This window comes from Nonomuraea sp. NPDC049725 (genome assembly GCF_040674795.1).
Taxonomy (GTDB): domain Bacteria; phylum Actinomycetota; class Actinomycetes; order Streptosporangiales; family Streptosporangiaceae; genus Nonomuraea; species Nonomuraea ceibae.
In genome coordinates this window covers 333,375-358,515 of sequence record NZ_JBFANJ010000004.1, presented here as the reverse complement: position 1 = coordinate 358,515, position 25,141 = coordinate 333,375, and the positions used below count along the sequence as shown (strand labels likewise).

Annotated in this window: 27 protein-coding genes; 15 read left to right on the top strand and 12 right to left on the bottom strand. The window is 67.0% G+C overall.

The genetic code is table 11. The features are described from left to right. Positions 1–165 precede the first annotated feature (165 nt). The 4 genes from AB0J53_RS12835 to AB0J53_RS12820 form a co-directional block, all read right to left on the bottom strand. Positions 166–2,325, bottom strand: a complete 2,160-nt coding sequence (locus AB0J53_RS12835) for a hypothetical protein (protein WP_364171555.1) — start codon at positions 2,323–2,325, stop codon at positions 166–168. A gap of 11 nt (positions 2,326–2,336) precedes the next feature. After that, positions 2,337–2,669 (bottom strand): ABC-three component system middle component 2, encoded by a 333-nt coding sequence (locus AB0J53_RS12830; RefSeq protein ID WP_364171990.1) that lies wholly within the window; start codon positions 2,667–2,669, stop codon positions 2,337–2,339. A gap of 217 nt (positions 2,670–2,886) precedes the next feature. Next, a complete protein-coding gene (locus AB0J53_RS12825) occupies positions 2,887–3,924 on the bottom strand; it encodes a hypothetical protein (protein ID WP_364171553.1) in 1,038 nt (345 codons plus the stop codon). A 514-nt stretch (positions 3,925–4,438) separates the two neighbouring features. Then, positions 4,439–5,167 carry a helix-turn-helix transcriptional regulator gene (locus AB0J53_RS12820; protein ID WP_364171551.1) on the bottom strand — a complete coding sequence of 243 codons (729 nt, stop codon included), beginning with the start codon at positions 5,165–5,167 and terminating at the stop codon, positions 4,439–4,441. A 156-nt stretch (positions 5,168–5,323) separates the two neighbouring features. On the opposite strand from AB0J53_RS12820, the gene AB0J53_RS12815 reads away from it, so the two are divergent. From AB0J53_RS12815 to AB0J53_RS12805, 3 genes are read left to right on the top strand one after another with little or no spacing between them, the layout of a single operon-like run. Then, a complete protein-coding gene (locus tag AB0J53_RS12815) occupies positions 5,324–5,677 on the top strand; it encodes a hypothetical protein (RefSeq protein ID WP_364171549.1) in 354 nt (117 codons plus the stop codon). 4 nt (positions 5,678–5,681) lie between these two features. Then, positions 5,682–6,167 (top strand): GntR family transcriptional regulator, encoded by a 486-nt coding sequence (locus tag AB0J53_RS12810; protein ID WP_364171547.1) that lies wholly within the window; start codon positions 5,682–5,684, stop codon positions 6,165–6,167. Between the two features lie 48 nt (positions 6,168–6,215). Beyond that, positions 6,216–6,791, top strand: coding sequence for an HD domain-containing protein (locus tag AB0J53_RS12805; protein WP_364171545.1), 576 nt, complete (start codon positions 6,216–6,218; stop codon positions 6,789–6,791). Positions 6,792–6,820: 29 nt separating this feature from the next. Here AB0J53_RS12805 and AB0J53_RS12800 read toward each other — a convergent pair whose 3' ends face one another. The 3 genes from AB0J53_RS12800 to AB0J53_RS12790 form a co-directional block, all read right to left on the bottom strand. Then, positions 6,821–7,729 carry a pentapeptide repeat-containing protein gene (locus AB0J53_RS12800; protein ID WP_364171543.1) on the bottom strand — a complete coding sequence of 303 codons (909 nt, stop codon included), beginning with the start codon at positions 7,727–7,729 and terminating at the stop codon, positions 6,821–6,823. 256 nt (positions 7,730–7,985) lie between these two features. Next, on the bottom strand, positions 7,986–8,462 hold the full coding sequence (locus tag AB0J53_RS12795) for an NUDIX domain-containing protein (protein WP_364171541.1): 477 nt from the start codon (positions 8,460–8,462) through the stop codon (positions 7,986–7,988). Continuing rightward, positions 8,462–9,202, bottom strand: coding sequence for a helix-turn-helix transcriptional regulator (locus AB0J53_RS12790; protein ID WP_364171539.1), 741 nt, complete (start codon positions 9,200–9,202; stop codon positions 8,462–8,464). Before AB0J53_RS12790 ends, AB0J53_RS12795 begins: the two co-directional genes overlap by 1 nt. Before the next feature lie 147 nt (positions 9,203–9,349). On the opposite strand from AB0J53_RS12790, the gene AB0J53_RS12785 reads away from it, so the two are divergent. Both AB0J53_RS12785 and AB0J53_RS12780 read left to right on the top strand, forming a co-directional pair. Then, positions 9,350–9,556 (top strand): hypothetical protein, encoded by a 207-nt coding sequence (locus tag AB0J53_RS12785; RefSeq protein ID WP_364171537.1) that lies wholly within the window; start codon positions 9,350–9,352, stop codon positions 9,554–9,556. Further along, a complete protein-coding gene (locus AB0J53_RS12780) occupies positions 9,553–9,744 on the top strand; it encodes a hypothetical protein (protein ID WP_049572426.1) in 192 nt (63 codons plus the stop codon). Before AB0J53_RS12785 ends, AB0J53_RS12780 begins: the two co-directional genes overlap by 4 nt. Here the strand turns inward: AB0J53_RS12780 and AB0J53_RS12775 are convergent. Continuing rightward, entirely contained in the window at positions 9,704–10,072 is a 369-nt protein-coding gene (locus AB0J53_RS12775; protein WP_364171535.1) for a winged helix-turn-helix domain-containing protein, read from the bottom strand. The two genes, AB0J53_RS12780 and AB0J53_RS12775, sit on opposite strands and share 41 nt — an antisense overlap. Positions 10,073–10,182: 110 nt before the next feature. Here AB0J53_RS12775 and AB0J53_RS12770 point away from each other — a divergent pair, with 110 nt between their 5' ends. The 8 genes from AB0J53_RS12770 (at position 10,183) to AB0J53_RS12735 (ending at position 15,690) form a co-directional block, all read left to right on the top strand. Next, positions 10,183–10,512 (top strand): hypothetical protein, encoded by a 330-nt coding sequence (locus AB0J53_RS12770; protein ID WP_364171533.1) that lies wholly within the window; start codon positions 10,183–10,185, stop codon positions 10,510–10,512. Further along, a complete protein-coding gene (locus AB0J53_RS12765) occupies positions 10,505–11,824 on the top strand; it encodes an FtsK/SpoIIIE domain-containing protein (protein ID WP_364171531.1) in 1,320 nt (439 codons plus the stop codon). The genes AB0J53_RS12770 and AB0J53_RS12765 overlap by 8 nt, the downstream gene beginning before the upstream one ends. Before the next feature lie 19 nt (positions 11,825–11,843). Then, complete coding sequence (locus tag AB0J53_RS12760) at positions 11,844–12,491, top strand: DUF2637 domain-containing protein (RefSeq protein ID WP_364171529.1); 648 nt, start codon at positions 11,844–11,846, stop codon at positions 12,489–12,491. A 20-nt stretch (positions 12,492–12,511) separates the two neighbouring features. Further along, positions 12,512–12,673, top strand: coding sequence for a DUF3970 family protein (locus AB0J53_RS12755; protein WP_364171527.1), 162 nt, complete (start codon positions 12,512–12,514; stop codon positions 12,671–12,673). A gap of 3 nt (positions 12,674–12,676) precedes the next feature. Further along, a complete protein-coding gene (locus AB0J53_RS12750; RefSeq protein ID WP_364171525.1) occupies positions 12,677–12,799 on the top strand; it encodes a hypothetical protein in 123 nt (40 codons plus the stop codon). 96 nt (positions 12,800–12,895) lie between these two features. After that, positions 12,896–14,254 carry a replication initiator gene (locus AB0J53_RS12745; RefSeq protein WP_364171523.1) on the top strand — a complete coding sequence of 453 codons (1,359 nt, stop codon included), beginning with the start codon at positions 12,896–12,898 and terminating at the stop codon, positions 14,252–14,254. Further along, positions 14,251–14,427, top strand: a complete 177-nt coding sequence (locus AB0J53_RS12740; RefSeq protein WP_364171521.1) for a helix-turn-helix domain-containing protein — start codon at positions 14,251–14,253, stop codon at positions 14,425–14,427. Before AB0J53_RS12745 ends, AB0J53_RS12740 begins: the two co-directional genes overlap by 4 nt. A 3-nt stretch (positions 14,428–14,430) precedes the next feature. Then, a complete protein-coding gene (locus tag AB0J53_RS12735; RefSeq protein WP_364171519.1) occupies positions 14,431–15,690 on the top strand; it encodes a site-specific integrase in 1,260 nt (419 codons plus the stop codon). Positions 15,691–15,767: 77 nt separating this feature from the next. Here the strand turns inward: AB0J53_RS12735 and AB0J53_RS12730 are convergent, their stop codons facing one another. Both AB0J53_RS12730 and AB0J53_RS12725 read right to left on the bottom strand, forming a co-directional pair. After that, on the bottom strand, positions 15,768–16,901 hold the full coding sequence (locus AB0J53_RS12730) for an acyl-CoA dehydrogenase family protein (RefSeq protein ID WP_364171517.1): 1,134 nt from the start codon (positions 16,899–16,901) through the stop codon (positions 15,768–15,770). Beyond that, positions 16,898–20,362 (bottom strand): indolepyruvate ferredoxin oxidoreductase family protein, encoded by a 3,465-nt coding sequence (locus AB0J53_RS12725; RefSeq protein ID WP_364171515.1) that lies wholly within the window; start codon positions 20,360–20,362, stop codon positions 16,898–16,900. Before AB0J53_RS12725 ends, AB0J53_RS12730 begins: the two co-directional genes overlap by 4 nt. 107 nt (positions 20,363–20,469) lie before the next feature. On the opposite strand from AB0J53_RS12725, the gene AB0J53_RS12720 reads away from it, so the two are divergent. Both AB0J53_RS12720 and AB0J53_RS12715 read left to right on the top strand, forming a co-directional pair. Then, positions 20,470–20,916 carry an Lrp/AsnC family transcriptional regulator gene (locus AB0J53_RS12720; RefSeq protein WP_219508519.1) on the top strand — a complete coding sequence of 149 codons (447 nt, stop codon included), beginning with the start codon at positions 20,470–20,472 and terminating at the stop codon, positions 20,914–20,916. A 60-nt stretch (positions 20,917–20,976) separates the two neighbouring features. Continuing rightward, the gene (locus AB0J53_RS12715; protein WP_364171513.1) at positions 20,977–22,749 is read left to right on the top strand and encodes an NAD(P)/FAD-dependent oxidoreductase; all 1,773 of its coding nucleotides are present in this window, start codon (positions 20,977–20,979) and stop codon (positions 22,747–22,749) included. Here the strand turns inward: AB0J53_RS12715 and AB0J53_RS12710 are convergent. Together AB0J53_RS12710 and AB0J53_RS12705 are read right to left on the bottom strand one after the other, a co-directional pair. Next, positions 22,686–24,350 carry an ABC transporter ATP-binding protein gene (locus tag AB0J53_RS12710; protein ID WP_364171511.1) on the bottom strand — a complete coding sequence of 555 codons (1,665 nt, stop codon included), beginning with the start codon at positions 24,348–24,350 and terminating at the stop codon, positions 22,686–22,688. The genes AB0J53_RS12715 and AB0J53_RS12710 overlap by 64 nt on opposite strands. Then, entirely contained in the window at positions 24,347–25,141 is a 795-nt protein-coding gene (locus AB0J53_RS12705; RefSeq protein WP_364171509.1) for an ABC transporter permease, read from the bottom strand. The genes AB0J53_RS12710 and AB0J53_RS12705 overlap by 4 nt, the downstream gene beginning before the upstream one ends.

The following is a 25,141-nucleotide window of genomic DNA, read 5'->3' as shown; positions in this document are numbered from 1 at the left end:
GTCGATCGCCCCAGCCATCGAAAGAGCCAGGCAAAGTGAGCGATCGTCACGGCCTCAGCCAGCGACTTGGATCTAGCACTTTCAGGAAGCGCATTGAGTTACACGCCAACCAAACGCTAGTGTCGACCCAAGTGGGGGGATGGTCGTCGGTTACATGCGAGTATCTCAAACATAGATCGCATCATCTATAAGCCCATATGGCGCGATCGACGGGTTGCCGGTGAACCGAACAATCACATCCTCGCTCGCCTGCGCTGGCGGCGCATTGTCTACGATGATTATCTGTGCGCCGCGCCCTGCTCCAGAGAGCCAGGAATCAATATGCCCGTACACGTTACGGACGATAGCCCCTGCAGCGTTCCCGGAGAAGTCTTCTTCGGACCCGCCCTGTTGCTCTGGCGCAAGATTTTTTTGAGGACTATCTATCATCAAGAAGCCCGGATGCCTGCCTCCCCATTCATAGGCAAGCTCAAAGATTGAAAGTTCCCAAGCTAGTGAGAGCAATGTCATTGCGCCAGCAGAGCCTACTCGGTCGTATCGCATTCCTCTAACGTGAGGGACAAGTTGTCGATTAACCTCTGCTTCAGCAAGTTTGGGGTACCCGAAGTCGCGAAGTATAGAACTGAATCTTTCCGAAATGTTTGAAAGGACCGCTTCGCGCTGCCTTTGACTATCCTGAAGCTCCCGCAGCCTTTTACTCGTTTCCGAGATCCTGCCAACGAGCTTTTCAATTAGCTCCGCTTTGGCATCCAGAGCAGCCAGCATACGGCGTTGTTGCCCGATCTCAGCAAGCAGTCTTTCATTTTCGGATATTGACTGGTAGATTCGGTCGCGCTGCGCGATGAAAGGCGATACTACCTCACGAGTCATGGCGTCGAGCTGCTGCTGAAGAGTCGAAGCTACAGCATCAGCATCATCTGCGAGCCGCCGGGCGTCCTTCATCTCACGCTCGACAACATCAATGTAGCCATTAAGCTCTCGCAATCGTCGCTGGACACTTCGAAGTTCTTTCGAAACATCGACAGACTCTTGGCTACGATCACGACCCTCAGGGTCAGAAGATCCATCAGGTGCTACGACTTCACTGTGGTCTTCCTGATCGTCCGACCTGCCGTTTGACTCCACTGTCCCCTCTACTGGTTGGAGAGGCAAGGGCGCGCGACACAAGCCGCATTGGCCATTGACGACCTTCGTAGTTGACTTAAGAGTTTCCAAACATGCAGGACAGACGGTTACGGTGAGCGGATCAAAGAGCCGTCTAGCCTCGACCAAGAGCGTTAGCTTCTTGATGTCCTCAGCATACTGCGCCTTCAAAGGCAGGAGGCGTCTATGCAACGTTTCTCTATCACGCGCCCTTGTCCCAGCTTCACGCGCCACACGCGCTTGCTCAAAGTACTCGTTACGGAGCTGGGAAGCGAAGCCGGTATTCTCCGTTACCTGTTCATCTAGTCTCTGCAGATCGGCCTGCGCGCTCCGATGCTGCCGCAATATTGTCTCTTCCCGGGCCTCGAGCTCACCGTGGCCGGCCACGCCCTGATCTTCCAGGAAGCGCCGTAGGGCGTGCATACCTGTACGTTCTGCAGCAAGTTCGGTACGAAGTTCGCTTATCTGTGCAGCGAGAGCAGCACCTGACTGATCGTGTACATCGAACAGGATATCAATGACTTGCCGGAGTTTGATTGCGATATGCGGTTGATGCTCGTGAAGGAGATTCTTGTTGTCCAGACGTGTGTTAGAAAGGAACCAGAGCGCCGATAGGTCCCTGAAGCTTAGGGCGTGCGTTACAGAGTCGAGTTGAGAAGGTGCCTGCCGCAGGCGTATGCCATCCAGTCCACACAACTGAAGGAAAAACTTTGAGATACTATCCTCCGCGCTCGAATCGGGAGAGAGCTTACGAGGCATCCCATTCATTGATTCTAGGGTTCCTCTATAAGCGAGTGCGGACCGGGCAGATGTCTCCACACTACGCTGAATCACGTAGTGGTTCTCCTCAATCGCCCACCTGGCAGCATCTTCACTAAGCTCACTGTCATCGGACGTACCGCTCGCTGCGGCCTCTGTAGGCACAGGTTCATAGGTCACGATCTCTAGCTGTACAGAACGCACACTAGTAAGGATCTCCGGATGCTCCGGATGCCGGCTGGCCCCAAGGCAATAGTCAACGAACTCTAAGACTGTTGTCTTGCCGGTACTAATTTCCCCTGCGATAATTGAGAGCGGGTTAATGCGTCCGGCCTCGTCAACAAAGCTGATGTCGTAGTTCTTACGGAAGCCGACTAGCCGCAGAGCCACAATGCGAAATCCGAAGTCGCGGGGTGGATTCATTTTTTCTCTCATTAAATATTAAGGAGATCCAGCAGGGACGGGTCCGCCCGCAGCCATTCTCTACAGCGATCTTGCAACTTTGTGTCGGATAACGGCTTGATCCGTGCACCAATTATCTCAACACTGGTTCGATATGATTGCGCGTAGAGACTGCGAAGTTGACCGGCTAGCTCTTTTCCCTTTGGCGTAATGATGTAGACAATACTGCCTTTATCGACGTCTACTTTCGTTAGCCCGTAAGCCACTAGCAGACTTAGATCGTGCTGCAGCCTGGAGCGTCGCGTTACAAACCGTTGCCCGGGAGACGCATAGGTGAGAGAACGAACCGAGAAACCAATCAGCATGAGCCTTTTATAGTCGTAGTCGCCTTTGTTGATTACTAGAAAGGGGTGGGCGGCAAAGAAGTCCATTACGCCGAGACGTTCGAGACTTGCCAGCCAATCCTGCTCATCTAGTACGTCTAGCAGTAGCAGCAGCTGAGCTAGGCGGAAGGTAGCGTCATCCTCCGGGCGAAAGCCTGTATGGTCGGATGCTTTTGAGGGCGACGAGTGTAGATGATGATTAGCCATCTTTTAGCGCTTCCGCTTGAGTGATTGCGCCGTCGGACCGGCTGTGACTATTTTCAGCCGATCGAATGGATGACATATATTCGGCCGCCAACTTATTATAGTCGCGAACCCAGCCCGCCCGCCCTTCATCAACGCGCTGATGCATCAGACCAAACGCGTGTATGAGTCCGCATCGAAGGACTTTCGGAACTGATGGATGGTGTTCCCGGATCGCATCCATTACTCGCTCATATAGACCAGGCAGTAGGCGATCATTACTTAATTGTACCGCCGTGTTGAAACGTTGCGACCAGAGGGATCCAAGAACCGCGCGCGTATCATTTAGGGCTGCCACTTCTTCCTCGAGCGCCTTATCGTGAATCTCGCGACTCAGAATCTCGGCGTTGAAGAACTCCTCTTTTGCTTCATCGCAGGCCAGCATTCCCGCCACGTGCATCTGCTTGACAAATAGGGCTCCTTCATATCGAAGCGGATCATCAAGACGCACGGTTGGTTTAGTGGAAGCCTGACTTGCTACCGGAAAGATGGGGTTGAAGTAGACCTCCACAACACGTTTAGCATCTTCGGACATTAGAAGGTTCCGAAGACGGACCCTGTTCCATAAGTCAATGACGACGTCGTCGCGTTTTTCCATTCGTTTTTTCCACCCGTCCCACCACTTCTGATTCGGGCCGTCAAAGTTGCATGGCATGCACAACGTCCAACTTATTAGGGTGTAGCCCTCCTTATTGGCTGCAGCAATCGCACTATCATATGCATCGCGAACCTGGCTCTGCTGAGCCTTGTCAAAACCGTCGAGGAAAAACTTTGACTGCCAAACCGAGACCTCTCCCTCAGCGAGACTGCCAACGTAAGCGTCGATTCCCCAGTCTCCGGGGTTAGCCTCGATAGTCGAAACTTCAGGGTGTTTTACTCCAACCAAATCTTGGACCAAATCCTCAAAGGTGGCTCGCGCACCATCCTTCGAACCGGCTCGGATCACGAGGAAGTTGAAGTCGATTAGGCCAGATCCTTGCAACTTTACTTGCATCGTGTGAGTAACCACCTCTTCTACAAAGTACCCACGTTTTACCTGCTCGCTGCCCTGTCAGGATCGCACGTTTTGAGCTGATAGACACGACTTGATTTTTCTGCTACACGGTTCTATCGGCCGATCATTTCGGACGCTCCATATCGGCACATAGGGCAGGCCAGCATCCCGCCTATGAAGCCGAGTCAGGACTTCTCGATTTGTTGGGCGCTTGAGGCCGGCTCCTAGATGACGTGAGAGCGGTAACAGAATGGTCTCAATGTGTCAGATGGGGCAATTGGAGCCTTGGGATGATTCGTGGGGCGAAGCAGGCACTATCAGGACGAGCAAAAGCTGCCTAGCGTCAGCAGCTCATTGCGCGGGCGGTGCTGGCCGCGACCGGCCGGAGAGCCGCAGCGCGGCCAGCGAGCGCCCGACGCTCGGCAGGCCGCCGCAGGCGGGCTGCCCTTGATGACGTGCAGATAAGTTGCTTTCAGAGCTGACCGTAGCTGTTACTGGAGGTGTCTGTGAGCTACTACTTGTGACAGAGCTGAGCACCAGCCCAAACGCGAGTCATGCTGGTCATGTAGGTGTTCGCCGGCCCTTGGTCGTCGGTGTGGGTGAGGTGTATGACCGGGGCGTTGGCTGCTGGCGTGCCGTAGGCGTGGGTGTTGACGAAGAGCTGTCGGTCGGCTCGGTAGATGGAGCTGTAGAGCACTGTGCGGTGTAGCCGGATCTCGATGCCGTCGATGTCGAGAAGCGGCCAGTACAGCGCCAGCGCGTTCTTGGCTCTCGCTGCCATCACTTCGGCTCCGATCCCCTCGTCGGCTCCGCGTGCGGCCACTTCCTCTCCTTCGGGGTCTCCCAAAAGGATGCGTACGCAGATGCCGGCCTTTGCGCGGTCGGCCAGGATGTCGAGAACGGCTCGGTCTTCGGCGAGGAACAGGGCGCTGTAGGCGAGGATGCCGATCTCCTGCCGGGCCTGGGCGAAGAGGTTGCGCCAGACCGTTTGGGGGACGGCCCAGCGGTGCGGATAGATCGCCTCGATGCCGTCGGCGAGAACCCGGTGTCGCGCCCCGACCTCGGGCCACAGCTCGGCCTCGTCGACATGGAGCAGATCCGCCACAGCCCATCGGTGACGCGGATACGGGATGCGTCCTTGGAGCCATCGGCTGACGGTCTTCGGGTCGACGGCCAGGGCGGCGGCGATGTCGGTGGTGTTGAGGCGAGCGGCAGTCATCGCGTAGCGGAGGTTGTTGTTCATGACCGGCCGATTCCTCTCGCGAGATGACCCTGTCCTGCGACGTTAACATCAGACGTCCCTAGACGTCCCCAAGTTGCGGTGTTCCCGCCCCCGCCCCCGGGGCGACGCTCGACCCACACCCCACGAGCCCGCACCGGACCACAGGGAGACGAAGCCATGCACACGAGCAAGACCCTCAAGGAACAGCAGCACGCCTACACCCAGCGACTGCTGGCCTCCTTGTGCAAGCACCTCGCCGAACGCGGCATCGCGAGCGTTCTCGTCATCACCCAGGACGGCCGCCCCGCCCTCGACGTCACCGACACGTACTGCCGGACGCGACGGGTGTTCGTCCATCTGTCGTTCTGCTGGTTCTACTGGGGCGACCGCAACGACGAACGGGTGTCGTTCCTGGAGATGGCCGATGCCGTCGACCGGATCGAGGAGGCAGCGGAGGAGGGCTGGCACGAGGGCGAGCAGGGAGACCTCAGCATCAACCTCGACAGCATCCTCGACACCTACCGCGGCTGACCCCGTGCCGACCGGCCGATGGCTGACCGGCGGGCGGGTCTATCCTCAGATCGCCGCCCGCGTCCGCGAACGCATCCAGTCGGGCGAGTTCCCGCCGGGCACGGCCCTGCCGTCTGAAGCGGAGCTGTGCCGGACGTTCGGGGTCGCGCGCAACACGGTACGGCGCGGTCTGGCGATCCTGGAGGACGAGGGGCTCCTGGTCTCCGTCCCGTCCAAGGGTCGCGTCGTTGCCGGCACCGGCGCGGCGACCCCGTACCTCTACCAGAGCATCGCCGCGAGGCTGCGCGAGCAGATCGCACAAGGCCACCTCGCACCCGGTGCCGGCCTGCCCAGTGAGGCCGAGTTGCGGCGCCGGTTCGCAGCCTCGCGCAACACCGTCCGGCAGGCTCTCGCGCTCCTGGAGCAGGAAGGGCTGGTCGTCGCCAGGCATGGCCGGGGTCGGTTCGTCCGGGTACGAAACGCCGATGGTGAGACGTCCTGGGACGTCTAGGCTCGCTCTCTGGATTCGCCCCCGCCCTTGCTGCCTATCGTGAACCACGTGGGACAAGTTGAGTGGGCCTACGATCTGGCCAAGGATCTGCTGGAGACGACGCTGCCCCGGCGCTGGGCGCATACCCGGGGAGTCGCCGACCAGGCCGAAACCCTGGCCCCGATCCTCGGCCCGGACACCGACACCTTGATTGCCGCGTGCCTGCTGCATGACATCGGGTACGCGCCGGATCTGGTCGACACCGGCATGCATCAGCTCGACGGCGCCCGCTATCTACGCGACATCGCCAGGGCCGACGAACGGCTGTGCCGCCTGGTGGCCTACCACTCGTGCGCGGACAACGAGGCGCGGCAACGGGACCTGCTCGACGTGCTGGTCAAGGAGTTCGACCAGGAGCAGCCTGACTTGGCTCGGGCGCTGACGTACTGCGACATGACCACCAGCCCGGATGGCCAGCACCTGGACGTACGTGACCGGCTGGCCGAGATTCACTCCCGCTACGGTCCCGAGCATGTGGTCAGTCGATCGATCAGCGATGCCACGCCGTGCATCGTCTCGTCCGTGCGGGCCGTGGAGGCAGCACTCGCCGCGAGGGGCAGAGGCAGGCTCGAACAGTCAGACTGAGGCAGATTCAACCCTCGATATCTGATCGTTTATACCACTTGAGCAGAATTGGGTTCCTGGCCATGTTGATCATTATCGGGCAGCCCCAGCGCACCAGTCAGGTCGGCCGCCATGCCGAGATCCACATCGGTGAGATCCGCGTGCGACAGATTCGCGTTACGGAGATTCGCGTCACAAAGATCTGCGAACGCAAGATTCGCAGATCTAAGATCTGCGCCTTCTAGATCAGCACCGGCGAGGATCGCATACGAGAGGTCCACATCACGGAGATGCGCACCGGAGAAGTTTACGTCGGTGAGATCCGCGCTGGAAAGCTCCGCGTCGACATCAGTTAGATCTACGCCTCGAAGGTCTGCTCCGCGAAGGTTAAGGGAACGAATGGGATCATCAGCCTCAACGTGGCGTCGGGCAACTACAGTAAAGGCAGCTTGGGTGTCCATTGGCAGGCCCCACCCTGACTCCTGGTCACCAGGCAGTCTGGTCATGGGGCGAGGGCGCTCACGAATGAAGGCGCACAGGACCTCCACGATTGTCGGTTGGTCCCGGGGCGAGTCATGAGCGATCCGCTCCAGTGCATAGATGCCGCCTAGCCGAATCGCCAGCTCGCTGGATCCGAGTTGTTCGATGGCCTTGGTGTAGCGGTCAGTTACATGACCCTGCTCAGCAAGGCGGAGATTTTCCTGTCCGATCTCGTAAGTGCGGCGTGCGGTATCGGCGTTGCGCGCGGTGTAGTAGACAGCGACAAGGGCGATCAGGCCGGTGGCGACGGCGAGCGCGCGACCTCGTACCGCGTCGATGGCTGCTGCTCGCTCTTTGTCGGCCTGCAGAGCATCGAGGCTGATGCCGTCGAACGTGACTAGAACCCACGTTGCTCCAGGGCCGAGCATCCATAGCATTCCTGTGACGACGAGCCCCAGGGTAGTCACGGTGAAGATCATCCGCTGTCGATTCATAGGCTGCTGGCCAGCCAGTCCAGCGAGGAGCGTGCGGGCACGTTTCCACCTATTGATCACTCGAATTCCTTGTGGTTGCATCAGCTGCCTTGGCTGGTGCGGCGAAGCAGCGACAACGTAAAGAGTATCGGCACGATACGAAGCGTGACCGGCCAATGATGGCTGCGCAAAGCATTGACCGTTGTCAGACTTGGCTGCTTCTCCTGGAACCAGGTCAGCAAGGCGACGCCGCCAATAGTAATCAGCCGATGTACGGCGTCCTGGGCCTGGCCAGGTAGCGCTCGATCCGCATCCACATAGAGCGGTCCATCTCGAGTTTAGAGACCTGGTCGCGGGGCACCCAGCGGACTTCGCGGGACTCGTCGCTGGGAGTCGGCTGACCCTTGATGGCTCGGGCGGTCAGCACGATGGAGAACTCCTGCCGTGCTTCGCCGTTGCTGGTGTAGAGGATGACGTGGCGAGGGTCGCTGTAGGTGCCGACCAGGCCGGTGATCTCGCAGGTGATGCCGGTCTCTTCGAGCGTTTCCCGTACGGCGGCCTGTGGGATGGACTCGCCCAGGTCGATGGCTCCGCCGGGGACGGCCCAGTTGTCGTTGTCGGTGCGGCGGATCATCAACAGGTCGCCGGCCTCGTTGGTGACAATGACGTTGACTGACGGGACGAGGCTGTTGGGGGCGGGTGCGTCGGGGTCGTCGTAGAAGTCGATCCGGCGGGCCATCAGGGCTCCACCGGCGTGGCCTGGGCCCACACCTTCTCGAAGCTGTCGGCGTACGTGGCGACCATGTCCCCGCCGGCCACCTGGCGCAGGTGCAGGACGGGCGCGTTTCCGGCGCGGGTGCCGTACACATGGGTGTTGATCAGGTACTGGTCGTCGGCGCGGTAGATCGAGTTGTACAGCACCGTGCGATGCAACCGGATCTCGACGTTCTCCAGGCTGCTGATCGGCCGGTACAGCACCAACGCACTGCGGATCTGCGCGGCCATCCCGTCCCCGACGCCCTCGTCGGCACCACGCTGGGCCACTTCGGCGCTGTCGGGGTCGCCGAGCAGGATGCGCACCCGTACCCCGGCCCTCGCCTTGTCGCCGAACAGGCGCACCATGCCGCCGTCGTCGGCGAGGAACAGTCCGCTGTAGACCAGGACGCCGATCTCCTCGGACGCCCCGCCGAACAGTCGTCCCCAGATGTCCCGGGGGACGGCCCACCGGTGCGGGTGGATCGCGATGACCTCGCTCTGGGAGGCGGCGGTGACCTGTTCGCGGGTGAGGGCGTCCGGCCACAGGTACGACTCGTCCACGCCCAGGTACGAAGCCGTGGCAAAGCGGTGCTTTCGGTACGGCTCGCGGCCCTTGGTGACCCACCTTTCGACGGTCTTGGGGTCGACCTCGATGGCCTGGGCCAGGTCGGCGATGGACACGCCTTTCTGCAACAGGGCTGCGCGTAGCCGTTCGTTCGCCATCTCACCTGCTCCGAGGGACGTCCGGGGACCTGGCCATCGTAGGCCGGACGTCTTGTACATGTCCCGTCGTGTAGTGATCTCGTCCTGACGCTGCGTCGCATTCTCAGTTCGCAAGCAAGAACGGCGACTGAGAAGGAGGCGATCCCCATGACTGACGAGATTTACCCGGACCCCACCTGCGAGTGCAGCGCCCGCCTGGACGAGGGCGAGACCCGGTGCCGCAAGTGCCGCTCCCGTGAGCGCTGGATCAAGAAGCAGGCCGGCAAGCGCAGGCGTACCGGTCGGCGCGGTGAGACCCGTCGTCCCCCGCGCGCTCCGCGCGGCCTGGCCGTGGCGGGGGTGATCTGGTCATGACCATGATCCCGCTGATCATCGCCGGAGTGCTCGGCGTCGCGCTGCTGGTGGGGTACGTGACGGTGCTGGTTGGCATCCGCCGCGAGGACAAGGCGCTCAGCCTGCGCCGCAGCCCGGACGGGGCGTCGGCGTCGCTGGCCCGGAAGGTTACCGGCTGCTACGTCCGGAACGGCGTGTCGTGGACGTAACCAACTGCTCCTCGACCTTCGCCAGCCGGACGGATAGGTCCTGGACGGTGGCGCGCAGCTCGGCCAGCTCGTCGCCGGCCTTCGGGGCGGGCGGGAGCTCGTCGGCGTCGCGGACGAACACGCCCTTGCCCTGCTGGCCAATGACCAGGCCCTCGGTGCGCAGCACGCCGACGGCGAGCTTCACCACCGACAGGGACGCGTCGTACTGCTCGGCGAGCTTGGTCGTGGACGGCAGCGGGGTTCCGGGCGCGAGAGAGCCGCCACGGATCTGCGCGCGCAGGTCGTCGGCGATCTGGAGGTAGGCGGGCTGCCCGGTGTTCTTGACCATCGCCCTTCTATCTCACCACGAATGTTCGACCTGGCCAACCGAGGGAACATTGACAACTGAGCCAACTAGGTTAACTATGTTGCTCACGATGAAAGAGGAGGTCACCACCCATGCGTTCCGTCCCGATCCCCGTGGATGTCAGCAAACTCGCCATCACCTGCGTCAAAGCACCCCGCCCCCGCGTCCTCAACCGCGACACCGGCGAGATCAAGACCGACAAGAACGGCAACACCGTCTACGAAGTCACCGTCTCCGTCGAGGACGAGTTCGGCCGGATCGAACTCGTCAAGATCGGCACCACCGGCGAACCGCCCATTGGCGTCGGCGACCAGGTCAACGCGGTCGGCCTGCTCGGCTACGTCTGGGAGATCGCCGGCCGGTGGGGCATCGCCTACCGCGCCACGGCGCTGCTACCCGTACGGGAGGCCGCCGATGTCTGACGCGCTCCTGCTGCTCACAGCCTTCGCCGTCGTGGCGGCGGGGCTGTGGGCCTGGCGCCGCTACCACTACCCCTCGTTCTGGCTGGCGGTCGGCTTCCCGCTCGTCGCCCTGTCCGTCCGCGCCTCCTGGCGGCGCGTCGCGCTCGGCTGCGGGCTGACCAAGAAGCGGCAGCGCTGGTGGTTCACCACCGTCCCCGGCGCGATCGCCTCCACCGGCCTGGTCAAGGTCCGCCGCCGGTTCCAGCGGGTCGCCGTCGACACCAAACCGTTCATGTGGCTACCACTGCCGACCCGGCACGGCTGGCGCGTCACCCTGCACACCCTGGAAGGCCAGACGCCGGGCGACTACGCCGACGCCGCCGAACGCCTCGCCCACTCCTGGGGCGTCCACGCCGTAAGGGTGTCCTCGCCTCGGCCCGGTCGCGTGGTGCTGATGGCGACCATGCGCGACCCGCTCGTCACCGTCGACCAGCTCCCGCCTTCACCCGACCTGCTCAAGGTCACCGTGGGCCGTCTGGAGACCGGCAAGCCGTGGGTCATCGACTTCCGTACGGTGCCGCACTGGCTCAACGCCGGGGCCACCCAATCCGGCAAGTCGAACCTGGCCAACGCGCTCATCGTCGGCCTGGCACCGCAGCCGGTGGCGCTGGTGGGGTTCGATCTCAAGGGCGGAGTCGAGTTCACCCCGTACGCGCCTCGACTGTCGGCGCTTGCCACATCGCGCACTGAATCCGTCAGCCTGCTGTGTGACCTGGTCGGGCTGATGATCGACCGGATGGGGCTGTGCCGCCAGGCCGGCGCCCGCAACATCTGGCAACTCCCGCCCGGCGTTCGGCCCGTGCCAGTCGTGGTCCTGGTGGACGAACTGGCCGAGCTGTACCTGATGGCCGACAAGTCAGAGAAGGACGAAATCGCCAAGACCTCCACCGCGCTGCTACGGGTGGCGCAGCTCGGGCGGGCGTTCGGTCTCTACCTGTTCTGCTGCGGCCAGCGGATCGGTTCCGACCTCGGGCCTGGGGTGACCGCTCTGCGGGCTCAGTGCTCGGGCCGGATCTGCCACCGGGTGAACGATCCCGAGACGGCGACCATGACGCTCGGCGACCTCGACCCGGCCGCACTCGTCTCGGCTCGCGCGATCGCCGCCGAGACACCCGGCGTCGCCATCGTCGCGAGCCAGGACGGCCAGTGGTACCGCGCTCGCTCCTTCTACGTCACTGAGCAGACCGCCGAACACGCCGCCCGCACCCACGCCCACCTCGCCCCGGACTGGGACGAGATCACCGCCCACCTGCCCGCACCCGTCAACGCCTGAACTCATGAAGGGAGGAACGATGCGACGCTTGGCCTGCTGGCTGCTCGACACCGGCCCGGTTCTCGTCCTGGCCGTCATCGCGGGTGCCGGATCGTTCACCCACATCCGCGACACCGCCACCGAGCACGGCCAGACCGGTTGGATGGCCTGGGCCGTCGCCGTCTGCATCGACCTCACCTGCGTCATGGCCGCCCGCGAGCGCCAGCGCGACAAGAAGAACGACCAAGGCCGGCAAGGCCGCATCACCTGGCCGGTCCTCGTCCTGACCGGCGGCATCATCCTGTCCCTGGCCGCCAACCTCGCCCAAGCCGAACCGACCGTATGGGGCTGGATCACCGCCGCCACCCCGGCCGCCGCCTTCCTCATCGCCGTCTCGATGCTGGAACGCCGCGCCACCCGCACCCGTCCCGAACCGTCCGCCGTCCCGACGTCCTCGCCCGTCCTGGCCTCGTCCCCGGTCCCGGAACTCGTCCCGCACGACAAGCCAGACGAGAACGACCCGCAGGACGGCACCTTGGCCCCGGCCCTCGTCGACTACGCCCGCCGCGTCGCCGACGAGCACCACACCAAACACGGCCGACCCATCACCCGCGACGCCCTACGCACCCACCTCGGCGTCTCCAACCAACTCGCCTCAGACCTGCTGCGCACCCTGCACACCGCCTGACCGGAAGGAACCCAACAGCCATGCGCGTCCGCATCGACGGCACCCGAGCCGAAATCGTCGACGCCCTGTTCCGCCTGCGTCTGCACTTCACCGTCTACGCCGTATCCCGCGCCTACCCCGACCGCGCCCACCCGCACCACTGGCGGATCTACCTCACCACCCGCCCACGTGAAAGGAGGTGACCCATGCTCGCTGAGCTGCCGGTGATCCACTACCGCTGCTGCACCTGCAACGGCACCGGCCTGCACGTCGAAGGCGACCGGTGCGCTGACTGCGACGGCACCGGCATCGACAACCACGGCGCCTAACGCGCAGCGCCCCCGGCCTGGCCGCACATCCGCCAAGACACACGCCAGGTCGGGGGCCATCCCCATCACCCGAACGAGTGAGAGGAGGTCCCCATCATGCCCACAACACACGCCAACGTGCACGCCATCACCGGCATGATCAAGCGCCTGAACCACCCCGACTACGACCGCTGGGCAACCCAGATCCGCCACACCGGCGGCTGCCGCCAACCCATCCACCTACGCGGCAAAGTCGACCACTACGATCGCGCCACCGGCCAACTCCTGCACCGCTACACCACCCGCACCGAACCTGACGGCATCCTGCGCGTCCCCTGCAAGACCCGCCGCGCCTCCCGCTGCCCCGCCTGCGCCGAGACCTACCGAGCCGACACCTACCAACTCATCCGCGCCGGACTCATCGGCGGCAAGGGCGTACCGAACACCGTCACTGCGCATCCGACGCTGTTCGTCACCCTGACCGCCCCATCCTTCGGCACCGTCCACGCGCGCAAGGAGAAGAACGGCAAGATCCAGCCCTGCCACGCCCGCCGCAATGCCACCACGTGCCCGCACGGCAAGACCTTGTCCTGCACCGAACGCCACCACACAGACGACCCACGCCTCGGCGAACCGCTATGCCCCGACTGCTATGACTACACCGGCAGCGTCCTGTTCAACGCCCTGGCGCCGCTGCTGTGGAAGCGCTTCGCCGACGCCGTACGCCGCTATCTCGCCAAGACCGGCGGCCTGGCCCTCAAAGACCTCCGCCACCACCTCACCCTCTCCTTCGCCAAGGTCGCCGAGTACCAACGACGCGGCGTCGTCCACTTCCACGCCGTCATCCGCCTCGACGGCCCCGACGGACCCACCACACCGCCCCCGGCCTGGGCCACCACCGACGCCCTCACCCAAGCCGTCCAACACGCCGCCCAAGCCGTCACAGCCACCGCACCAGCCCACGCCAACCAACCAGCGCGCATCCTGCGCTGGGGCACCCAACTCGACATCCGGCCCATCACATTGAGCGGCGACCTCACCGAACAAGCAGTGGCCGGCTACATCGCCAAGTACGCCACCAAAGCCGCCGAATGCGTCGGCACCCTGGACCGCCGCATCAACCCCCTCGACAACCTGGAAGCCTTCAACCTGCGCGACCACGCCCGCCGCCTCATCACCACCTGCATGCACCTCGGCGCCCTACCAGAGCTGGCCGAACTACGGCTCGCCGACTGGGCCCACATGCTCGGATTCCGCGGCCACTTCTCAACCCGCTCCCGCCGCTACTCCACCACCCTCGGCCAACTCCGAGCAGCCCGAGAACACCACGCCCGCGCCAACGACATCACCACCGGCCGCCTCCCCCTCTTCGACGAAGACACCATCCTCGTCATCAGCGAATGGGAGTACGCAGGCAAGGGTCACTCCCTCGGCGACCAACTCCTCGCCGCTGCCATCACCGGAGGGTGCCCATGAACACCCTCGCCAAGCTCTGGACCGTGGAGGACGTAGCCACGTTCCTCGGCGTCCCGGTCGCCACGGTCTACCAGTGGCGACACCACCGCACAGGCCCGACTGGCCGCAAGATCGGCCGTCACCTCCGCTACGTGCCTGAGGACGTCATGTCCTGGGTCCAGGACCAGGAGTAGCCCATGGCCTTCGTTAAGGACCTGTGGACCAAGACAGTCCGGAACCCGGACGGCAAGCCGCAGAAGGTCAAAACCGCGCGCCATGGCAAGGGCAAGCGTTGGCTCGCCGTCTGGATGGACCCCGATGGCAACGAGCGCTCAGCCGCGTACGACCGCAAGGCCGACGCCGAGCGCAAGATCGCCACCATGGGCGCCGACATCGCCCGTGGCGACTACATCGACCCCAATGCGGGGAAGGTGCTGTTCGGCGAGGTAGCCGAGCGCTGGTTGGCCTCACGCATCGTCGACCCGGCGACGAAGATCCGATACGAGTACATCCACCGCCTGCACGTCTCGCCGGCCTTCGCCAAGCGCCAGGTGAAGAGCATCAAGCCGTCGGACGTCCAGGCGTGGATCAGTGACCTGAGCAGCCGGTTCGGCACCTCGACCGTACAGACGGCCTTCCTGGTACTCCAAGGCATCCTCAACCTCGCCGTAGCCGACGAGGCGATCAAACGGAGTCCTGCCAAGTCGCCGATCGTGCAAGTGCCCAAGCGCGCGGCCGAGGAGATCATCGCCTGGTCGGATGACAGAGTCAGCGCCGTGATCGACGCCCACCCTCCGCTGTTCCGTCTGCTCCCGATGATCGGTGCGGCCTGTGGGCTGCGGCAGGGGGAACTGTGCGGGCTCGCCCTGGAGGACGTCGACTTCGAGGAGCGTCTTCTCCGCGTACGCCGGCAGATCAAGAAGCTGGGCAGCGATCACGCCTTCGCTCTGCCGAAGAACGACCGGGAGCGGGTCGTGCCGCTCCCCGATTGGGCGGCCGAGGCCATCAAGCGGCACGTCTCGACCTTTCCCCCGCTGGTCTGCTCACTGCCCTGGGAAAGGCTGGACGGCAGGTTGCGCACGCACAATCTGCTCTTCCGCTGGACGGACGACCGTCACATCAGGTCCCGGACCTACAGCGAGATCGTGTGGAAGCCGGTACTCGTCCAAGCGGGAGTTATCCCACCGCCGGACAAGGACCCTCGACAGCGCAGGCGCTACACCACCTCGCGCAAGGAGGGCCTGCACCAGCTCCGCCACTACTACGCAAGCGTCATGCTGGCCGGCGGCGTCTCGGTCCGAGAACTCGCCGAATACCTCGGCCACGCCGACCCAGGGTTCACCCTTCGCGTCTACGCCCACATGATGCCCGGCTCCCACGACCGAGCCCGCAAGGCCATCGACGACCGTCTGTTCCGCCCGCGCGAGGTCTCTCACGGAACAGGCACGGAACAGTGATCATCTAAGACGCCGCCCCAAGACAACTGAACCCCGCTTCCCAGCACCGGAAAGCGGGGTTCTCGCACGTCAGCCCTCTACTTGGCCAGATGTCGGCTGATCACCAGGCGCTGGATCTGATTCGTCCCCTCGAAGATTTGCATGATCTTGGCCTCGCGCATGTATCGCTCGACCCGGAACTCCCGTGTGTACCCGTACCCGCCGAACACCTGCACAGCGTCCGTCGTCACCTTCATCGCCGTGTCCGTAGCCACCAGCTTGGCCACCGAGGCCTGGCGGCTGTACGGGAGGCCGGCGTCGCGGCGGCGGGCGGCGTCCAGGTAGGCGGCGCGGGCGCAGTCGACCCCGGCGGCCATGTCGGCGAGCAGGAAGCCGAGCCCCTGGTGGTCGATGATCTTCTTGCCGAAGGTCTGGCGTTCCTTGGCGTAGGCGACGGCCTCGTCGAGGGCGGCCTGGGCGAGGCCGGTGGCGCAGGCGGCGATGCCGAGGCGGCCGGAGTCGAGGGCGCTGAAGGCGATCTGCAGCCCCTGTCCTTCTTCGCCGAGGAGGCGGTCGTCCTCCAGGAAGGCGCCGTCCCAGTGGGCGCTGGTGGTGGGGATGGCGTGCAGGCCCATTTTCTCTTCGGGGCGGCCGAACGTGAGTCCGTCGGCGGCGCCGGGGGCGAGGAAGCAGGAGATGCTCCGGTCGCCGGTGCGGGCGAAGAGGGCGTAGAAGTCGGCGATGCCGCCGTGGGTGATCCAGGCCTTGTTGCCGGTGACGCGGTAGCCGCCTTCGACGCGGTCGGCGCGGCAGGTGAGGGCGCCGGCGTCGGAGCCGGCCTGGGGCTCCGACAGGCTGTAGCCGCCGATGAGCCGCCCGGCGAGCATCCCGGGGAGCCAGCGTTCGCGCTGTTCGGGCGTGCCGTAGGTGAAGACGGGGAAGCAGGCCAGCGTGTGGACGCTGGTGGCGACGGCGACGGCGGCCCAGCGGGCGGCGAGCTCCTCGATGACCTGGAGGTAGACCTCGTACGGCTGGCCGCCGCCGCCGTACTCCTCGGGGTAGGGCAGGCCGAGCAGCCCGGCCTCGCCGAGGGTCGCGAACAGCCCTTCGGGGTAGGTCTCGGCGCGCTCGTGTTCGTCGACGCGGCGGGCGAGCTCCTTGTCGGCGATGTCGCGGGTGAGGTCGATGAGGTCGCGGGCGTCCTGGTCCGGCAGCAGGCGGTCAACGGTCACGGCATCTCCCGGGTGGAGGCGGTCGGCGAGGACGAGACGGCCGGGGCGGGCAGCTGGGCGAGTGCCTTGGCGGCCCGCTCGCGGAACTCGGCGACGCGGGCGAGCTTGATGTCCTCGTACCCGCGGATGACCTCCGGCAACGCGGCCAGTTCGGCGACGGCGTCGGCGGTGCCGGGGGTGAGCCGGGTGAGCGCGTCTCGCATGAGATCACGGTATTCGGTGACCAGCTCCCGTTCGACCCGGCGGACGCGGGCGTAGCCGAAGACGTCGAGGGCGGTGCCGCGCAGCAGGCGGGCGGCGCGCAGGCCATGGAAGACGGGGGCGGCGGTGCGCGTCAGGCGGATCTTGCGCTTCATGCCGAGGGCGCGCAGCAGCGGCGGGTGGAGGAGCACGGACACGACGGCGTCGGGGCCGTACTCCTGTTCGCGCCTGGCCCGTTCGGCGGGGTCGAGGTGGAGGCGGGCGACCTCGTACTCGTCCTTGTAGGCCATGAGTTTGTGCAGGCCGCGGGCGTAGGCGAGGCCGATGCGGGCGCCGGCCTCCTCGCCGGCGCGTTCGACGGCGCGGGCGGTCAGGCGGCGGACCTCGTCGGCGTACGTGCGGGCGTAGGTGGCGTTCTGGTAGCCGGTCAGGTCGGCGACGCGGACGGCCAGCACCTCGTCGAGGCTCGGTTCGGCGGCGTCGGGGGTGGTGGGGGGATCGACGACGGTGGCGCGGCCCCAGCGGAAGGCGGCCAGGTTCTGCTCGACGGCGGCCTTGTTGAGCCGGATGGCCTGTTCGATGGCGTCGGCCGAGACGGGGATGCAGCCGTGCTGGTAGGCGGCGCCGATGAGCACCATGTTGGCGGGCATGTGGTCGTCGAAGAGGGATTCGGACAGGCCGTGCGCGTCCACGTACAGGTTGTCGCCCTGCCGGGTGGCGGATTCGACGCGGGCGAGCGCGCCGTCGGCGGAGCCGAGCCGGTCGCGGCCGGTGACCATGGCGGCGGTGGGCACGACGGTGGTGTTGATCACGGCGATGGTGCGGTCGGGCGTGGCGACGGCCAGGTTGGCGTCGGCGGCGGCGCCGAGCAGGTCGAAGCCGATCAGCACGTCGGCGGTGCCGTTCGCGGCGCGTACGGAGCCGGTGATCGGGTCCGGGGAGATGCGGACGTCGCTGACGACCGGCCCGCCCTTCTGCGCGAGCCCGGTCTGCTCCAGCCCGGCGGCGTGCAGGCCGTCGAGGTGGGCGGCCATCTGGAGGATCTGCGAGACGGTGACGACGCCGGTGCCGCCGATGCCGGGCATCCTGATCAGCACGGACCGGCCGGCGAACCGCGTCACGGGCTCGGGCAGCGTGGCGGGGGGCTGCGGCACCGGGCGTGCGCGCTTGGTTCCCGGCTTGACCAGCAGGAACGACGGGCAGTCGCCCTTGAGGCAGCTCAGGTCGGAGTTGCAGGACGGCTGGTGGATGCGCGTCTTGCGCCCGAACTCGGTCTCCACCGGCTGAACCGACAGGCAGGTGGACACCTCCCCGCAGTCGCCGCATCCTTCGCAGACGCGCTCGTTGACGACGACCTTCTCGACGGCGACGGGCAGTTTGCCGCGCTTGCGCAGCCGCCGTTCCTCGGCCGCGCACCGGTCGTCGTGGATCAGCACGGTCACCCCGTCGAGCGCGGCGAGCTCCCGTTCCACGTCCGGGAGGTCGTCGCGGTGCCTGACGGCGGCAATCGGGTCGAGCGTGATGTTCCTGTACGTCTCGGGCTCGGGGGTGGTGACGACGACGCGCCGTACCCCTTCGACGGCGAGCGCCCGCGTCAGCGCGGGCACGTCCAGGCGGCCCTCGGCGCGCTGGCCGCCGGTCATGGCGACGGCGTCGTTGTAGAGGAGTTTGTACGTGATCGTCACCCCGGCGGCGACGGCAGCCCTGATGGCGAGGGAGCCGGAGTGGTGGAAGGTGCCGTCGCCGAGGTTCTGGACGAAGTGGCGGTCCTCGGTGAAGGGGGCCAGGCCGATCCACTGGGCGCCCTCGCCGCCCATCTGGGTGATGCCGACCTGGTGGCCGCGCCCGTTGCCGTCCAGCGCGATCATCGCGTGGCAGCCGATGCCGACGCCGACCAGCGTGTCGTCGGAGGCGCGGGTGGAGGTGTTGTGCGGGCAGCCCGAGCAGAAGTACGGCGTCCGCGCCGCCACGACGGGCAGCAGGGGCCGCCGCTTGGGAGGAGCGGCGGCGGGGGCCGCGGTGGCCCGCGGCAGCCGGTCGGGGCCGAGGCACGCGGCGACGGCCGAGGCGACGGCCTCCGCGCCGAGGGTGCCGCGCGCGGTGAGCAGCTCGCGGCCCGTCTCGTCGGTGCGCCCGACGACGACCGGGGTGCGCTGGCCGCCGTACAGCGCCTGCTTGAGCTGGCCCTCGATGAACGGCACCTTGTCCTCGACCACGAGCACCCGCTCCAGGTCGGCGGTCATGGCGACGAGCTCGGCGGCCTCCAGCGGGTACGGCATCCCGAGCCGGACGAGCCGGACGCCGAGCGCTTCGAGGTCCTGCTCGCCCACGCCGAGGTCGGCCAGCGCGCGCAGCACCACCTGGTAGGAGGTGCCGGAGGCGACGATGCCGAGCGTGGCGCGCGAGGAGGAGGCGGTGACCCGGTTCAGCCCGGTCGCCTTGGCGTAGGCGCGGGCCAGGTCGAGCCGCCGGGTGAGCATGTCGTGCTCGGCGTCGAGCGAGGCGGGGCCGACGAGGATCGGCGGCGGCCCGGCGTCGGCGCGTCCGGGGGCGGGGATGCCGGCGCGCAGGCTGTCGAGGTCCACGGTGGCGGAGGCGTCGGCCACGTCGGCGAGGATCTTCAGGCCGGTCCACAGGCCGGTGGCCCGCGACAGCGCGACGGCGTGCAGGCCGAACTCGATGATCTCGGCGACGGTGCCGGGGGCGAGCAGCGGCATGGCGAGGCTCTGGCACATCGGCTCGCACGAGCTGGGCACGGTGGAGGACTTGCTGCCCGGGTCGTCGCCGATCCAGGCCACGGCTCCGCCGAGCGCGGCGGTGCCGGCCACGTTCCCGTGCCGGATGGCGTCGGCGGCCCGGTCCAGGCCGGGGTTCTTGCCGTACCAGAAGCCGGTGACCCCGGCGTGGCGGCGGCCGGGGAGCTCGCGCAGGAGCTGGGTGCCGGCGACGGCGGTGGCGGCCAGCTCCTCGTTGAGGCCCGGCTGGAACACCACGCCCGCCTCGTCGAGGAAGCGCCGGGCGCGGGCCATCTCCAGGTCGACCCCGGCGAGCGGGGAGCCCTGGTAGCCGGAGACGAAGACGCGGGTGTCGAGGCCGCGTCCGGTGTCGAGGCGGCGCTGCTCCAGGGTGAGGCGGACCAGGGCCTGGATGCCGGAGATCAGCACCCGGCCGCTCTCGGCGGCGTATCTGTCGTCGAGGGACACACTCACGCGTTCCTCCAGGCGGTCGTGCGGTGGGGGACCCCAAGCACAGCAACGCATCCCTGGTGAGCGCAAGTATCAGGGGAGAAACCCGCCCGAAGACGCAAATAGTTGGAGTGGAAGCCGCTGGATGCATATGTTCTTTGCGCACAGGAGGAGGTTGGCGCATGTCAGTCGTGGACGAGATCGATCACCAGGTGCTGCGGCTGCTGCGGGAGGACGGCCGGCGGACGTTCTCGGAGATGGCCGAGCGGATCGGCCTGTCGGTGGCCGCGGTGAAGCGGCGGGTGGACCGGCTGCGGGAGCTCGGCGTGATCACCGGGTTCAGCGTGCAGATCGACTACTCCAAGCTGGGCTGGGGCATCGAGGCGTTCACGGAGCTGCGGTATCCGGGGACGACGCCGGTCAGCGAGATCGTCCGCACGGCGACGGACGTGCCGGAGGTGCAGGCGGTGTTCACGATCGCGGGCGACCCCGACGCGCTGATCCACGTCCGGGTGCGCGACCTCGGCCATCTGCAGCAGGTCATCGACCGGTTGCGCCGGGCGGGGGACGTGACGGGCACCAAGACGCTCCTGGTGCTCGGCTCGTGGACGCGCGACGCGCTGGCCTGAGCGACCCTTGTCCAGGCGATTTCCGAATGCCATTCTGGAATCGCCGCCGAAGGAGCGTTCATGGACAAAGAGGCCATTCGCCGTAGGTATCTGGAGGAGCGCGACAAACGCCTCCGGCCCGACGGCAACGACCAGTACCTACGGCTCACCGGTCAGCTCAGCCACTACCTGGACGACCCGTACACCCCGATGACCGCGCGCGAGCCGCGACGCGACCACGTGACGGTCGCGTTCATCGGCGGCGGATTCGCCGGACTCGTCACCGGGGCGCGGCTGAAGGAGGCCGGCGTCGACGACGTCCGCATCGTCGAGAAGGGCGGCGACTTCGGCGGCACCTGGTACTGGAACCGCTACCCCGGCGCGCAGTGCGACACCGCCTCCTACGTCTACATGCCGCTGCTGGAGGAGACCGGCCACGTCCCCACCGAGAAGTACGCGCACGCGCCGGAGATCCTGGAGCACTGCCGGCGCATCGGCAAGCAGTACGGGCTGTACGACAACGCGCTGTTCCACACCGAGGTCACCGACCTGACCTGGGACGGGACGCGGTGGATCGTCTCGACGAACCGGGGCGACGCGTTCACCGCCCAGTTCGTGGCGATGGGCGTCGGGCCGCTGCACGTGCCGAAACTGCCCGGCATCCCCGGCATCGAGACGTTCCGCGGGCACTCGTTCCACACCAGCCGCTGGGACTACGCCTACACCGGCGGCGACGCGCTCGGCACGCCGATGGACCGGCTGGCCGGCAAGCGGGTGGCGATCATCGGCACCGGCGCGACCGCCGTGCAGTGCGTGCCGCACCTGGCCAGGGCGTGCGGCGAGCTGTACGTGTTCCAGCGGACGCCGTCGTCCGTCGACGTGCGCGGCAACCGGCCGACGGACCCCGAGTGGTTCGCCTCGATCGCCACGCCCGGCTGGCAGCAGCGCTGGCTGGAGAACTTCACCGCCAACCAGACCGGCGCCCTGGCGGAGGAGGACCTGGTGATGGACGGCTGGACCGACATCGCCCGCCGCGTCCGCGCCAGGATCGCCGAACTGCCCGCCGGGGAGCGCACGCTGGAGCGGATGCTGGAGGCGTTCGAGGACTCCGACTTCGAGAAGATGGCCGAGATCAGGGCCCGCGTCGACGCGATCGTGGCCGACCCGCAGACCGCCGACCGGCTGAAGGCCTGGTACCGCCAGCTCTGCAAACGGCCGTGCTTCCACGACGAGTACCTGCAGGCCTACAACGAGCCGGGCACCCACCTGGTCGACACCGACGGCAAGGGCGTCGAGCGCATCACCGAGACCGGGGTGGTCGCCAACGGCAGGGAGTACGAGGTCGACTGCGTCATCTACGCCTCCGGGTTCGAGGTCGGCACCGAGTTCTCCCGCCGCGCCGGCTACGACCTGACCGGGCGCGACGGCGTCCGGCTGTCGGAGCACTGGGCCGACGGCATGCGCACCCTGCACGGCATCCACGTGCACGGCTTCCCCAACGCCTTCATCGTCCAGCCCACCCAGGGCGCGAACCTGATCTCCAACATCCCGCACAACCTCACCGAGGCCGGCCGCACGATCGCCACGATCGTCAAGCACGCCCTCGACCACGGCCACACCCAGGTCGAGGCCACGGCCGAGGCCGAGGACGCCTGGGTGGAGCTGCTGCTGTCCGGGGCCGGCTCCCTGCTGGGCTCGCCCGACTGCACGCCCGGCTACTACAACAACGAGGGCGTGGACCCGGGCCGTGCCGGCCGGCTCATGGTCGGCCATCCGCAGGGAGCCGTGGCCTACTTCCGGTTCATCGACGAGTGGCGCTCCTCCGGCGACTTCGACGGGCTGGCGTTCCGCTGAGCCGAGCCGAGTTTCGGCACCGCCGCCACCAGCGCCCGCGTGTACGGGTGCGCGGGCCGGGTGAGCACCTGCCCGGCCTCGCCCTCCTCGACCGCCCGGCCGTCCTTCATGACCAGGACGCGGTGGCTGACATGGTGGACGACACCGAGGTCGTGCGAGATGAACAGCATGGCGGTGCCGTACTCGGCCTGGAGGTCGGCCAGCAGGTCGAGCACCTGGGCCTGGACCGACACGTCGAGCGCCGACACCGGCTCGTCGCAGATCAGCACGTCGGGGCGGGGGCCGAGGGCGCGGGCGATGGCGACGCGCTGGCGCTGGCCGCCGGACAGCTCCCTGGGGTGGCGGGCGGCCAGCTCCGGCGGCAGGCCGACGCGTTCCAGCAGGTCGAGCACCCGGTCCCGGCGTTCGCCGCGGGGCAGGCCGAGCGGTTCGGCGACGAGCCGGCCCACGGTGTGGCGCGGGTCGAACGAGCCGAGCGGGTCCTGGGAGACGAGCTGGACGCGTGACCGCAGCGGCCTCCTGGCCCGTTCCGGCATGCCGCTCCACGGCCGCCCGAGCAGCGTGACCCGGCCGTCGTCCGGTTCGAGCAGGCCGAGGGCCAGCCGGGCGAGCGTGGTCTTGCCGGACCCCGACTCGCCGACCACCCCCAGGGTCTCGCCCTCGCGCAGGCTGAACGACACGCCGTCCACGGCCTTACGGGGCCCGTACGCCCTGGTCAGGCCGGTGCCGGCGAGGACCTGGACGTCCGTGACCGGCCTGGGCGGCACCGGCGTGCCCGGGGCCGACAGGCGGGTGCCGCGCGAGGCGGCGGACGGGACGGCGGCCAGCAGCGTGCGCGTGTAGGGGTGCCGGGGGTCCGACAGCACCTCGTCCGCCGGACCCTCCTCGACGACCCGGCCGTCCTTCATCACGAGGATGCGGTCGGCGATCGAGGCGACGACGGCCAGGTCATGGCTGATCAGCAGCAGCGCGGTGCCCGCGGCCTTGCGGTCGGCGAGCAGGCGCAGGATCTGGGCCTGCACGGTGACGTCGAGCGCCGTGGTGGGCTCGTCGGCGATGATCAGCTCGGGGTCGGCGGCGATGGCGGAGGCGATCAGCACCCGCTGGCGCAGCCCGCCCGACAGCTCGTGCGGGCGCTGCCCGGCGCGGGCCTCCGGATCGGGCACCCCGGCCGAGGCGAGCAGCTCCAGCACCCGATCCCGGCGGCGGGCGCGCGGCACCACGTCGTGCACGGCCAGCACCTCGGCGATCTCGGCGGCCACCGTGCGCAGCGGGTCGAGCGAGACGAGCGCGTCCTGCAGCACCAGCCCGGCGAACCTGCCGCGCAGCCGCCGCCAGTCGGCCTGCCCGAACCGGAGCGCGTCCCGGCCGCCGATCCGGAACGAGCCGGCCGTGACGGTGGAGCCGGGTCCGGCCAGGCCGAGCAGCGACCGCGCCGTCACGCTCTTGCCCGAGCCGGACTCGCCCACCACCGCCACGCACTCCCCCGCCCGCACCGCCAGCGAGACCCCGCGCACCACCTCGGCCCGGCCGAAGCGCACCCGCAGGTCCTCCACCGCCACCAGCGTCCTGAGCAGCGGCGGCGCGGCGCTCACGGTCATGGCGTCCTCCCTTCGAAGCGGCGTTGCATGCGCCGGCCGGTGACGGTCAGGCAGATCACGGTCAGCGTGATGGCCGCGCCCGGGAAGAGCGCCTGCCACCAGGCCACCCGCAGGTAGTTGCGGGCCTCGGAGAGCATCGAGCCCCATTCGGCGGCGGGCGGCTGCGGCCCCATGCCGAGGAAGCTGAGCCCGGAGGTGGCGATGACCGCCGTGCCGAGCCCGATCGTGGCCAGCACCGGGATCGCGCCGAGCACGTTCGGCAGCACGTGACCGGCCACGATGGCCGCCCGGGAGCGGCCGAACGTGACGGCCTGCTCGACGTAGCCGGACCGGCGCACCACGAACGTCTGGGCGCGGACGACCCGGGCGTACGTGGGCACCTGGGCCACGGCGATCGCGAAGATCACGCTGCCGGTGCCCGGTCCGGCGATCGCCACCACGAGCAGGGCCAGCAGCAGCTCCGGCAGCGTCGAGAGCGTGTCGAAGGAGCGGGCCAGGGCCTCGTCCAGCCAGCGGGGCGAGAGCCCGGCGGCCAGGCCGAGCAGCACCCCGGCGGTGACCGCCAGGCCGGTGGCCGCCACGCCGATGCTGATCGAGTGACGGGCCCCGTACACCACCCTGGCCAGCACGTCGCGGCCGAGGTGGTCGCTGCCGAGCCAGTGCGCGCCGCCGGGCGGGGCCAGCGCGGCGGCCGGGTCGGCGGCGAGCGGGTCCACGGCGGTGAACAGGCCGGGCGCGGCCACGGCGGCCGCGAGCAGCACGAGGAACGCCAGCGGCGCGAGGACCCGCAT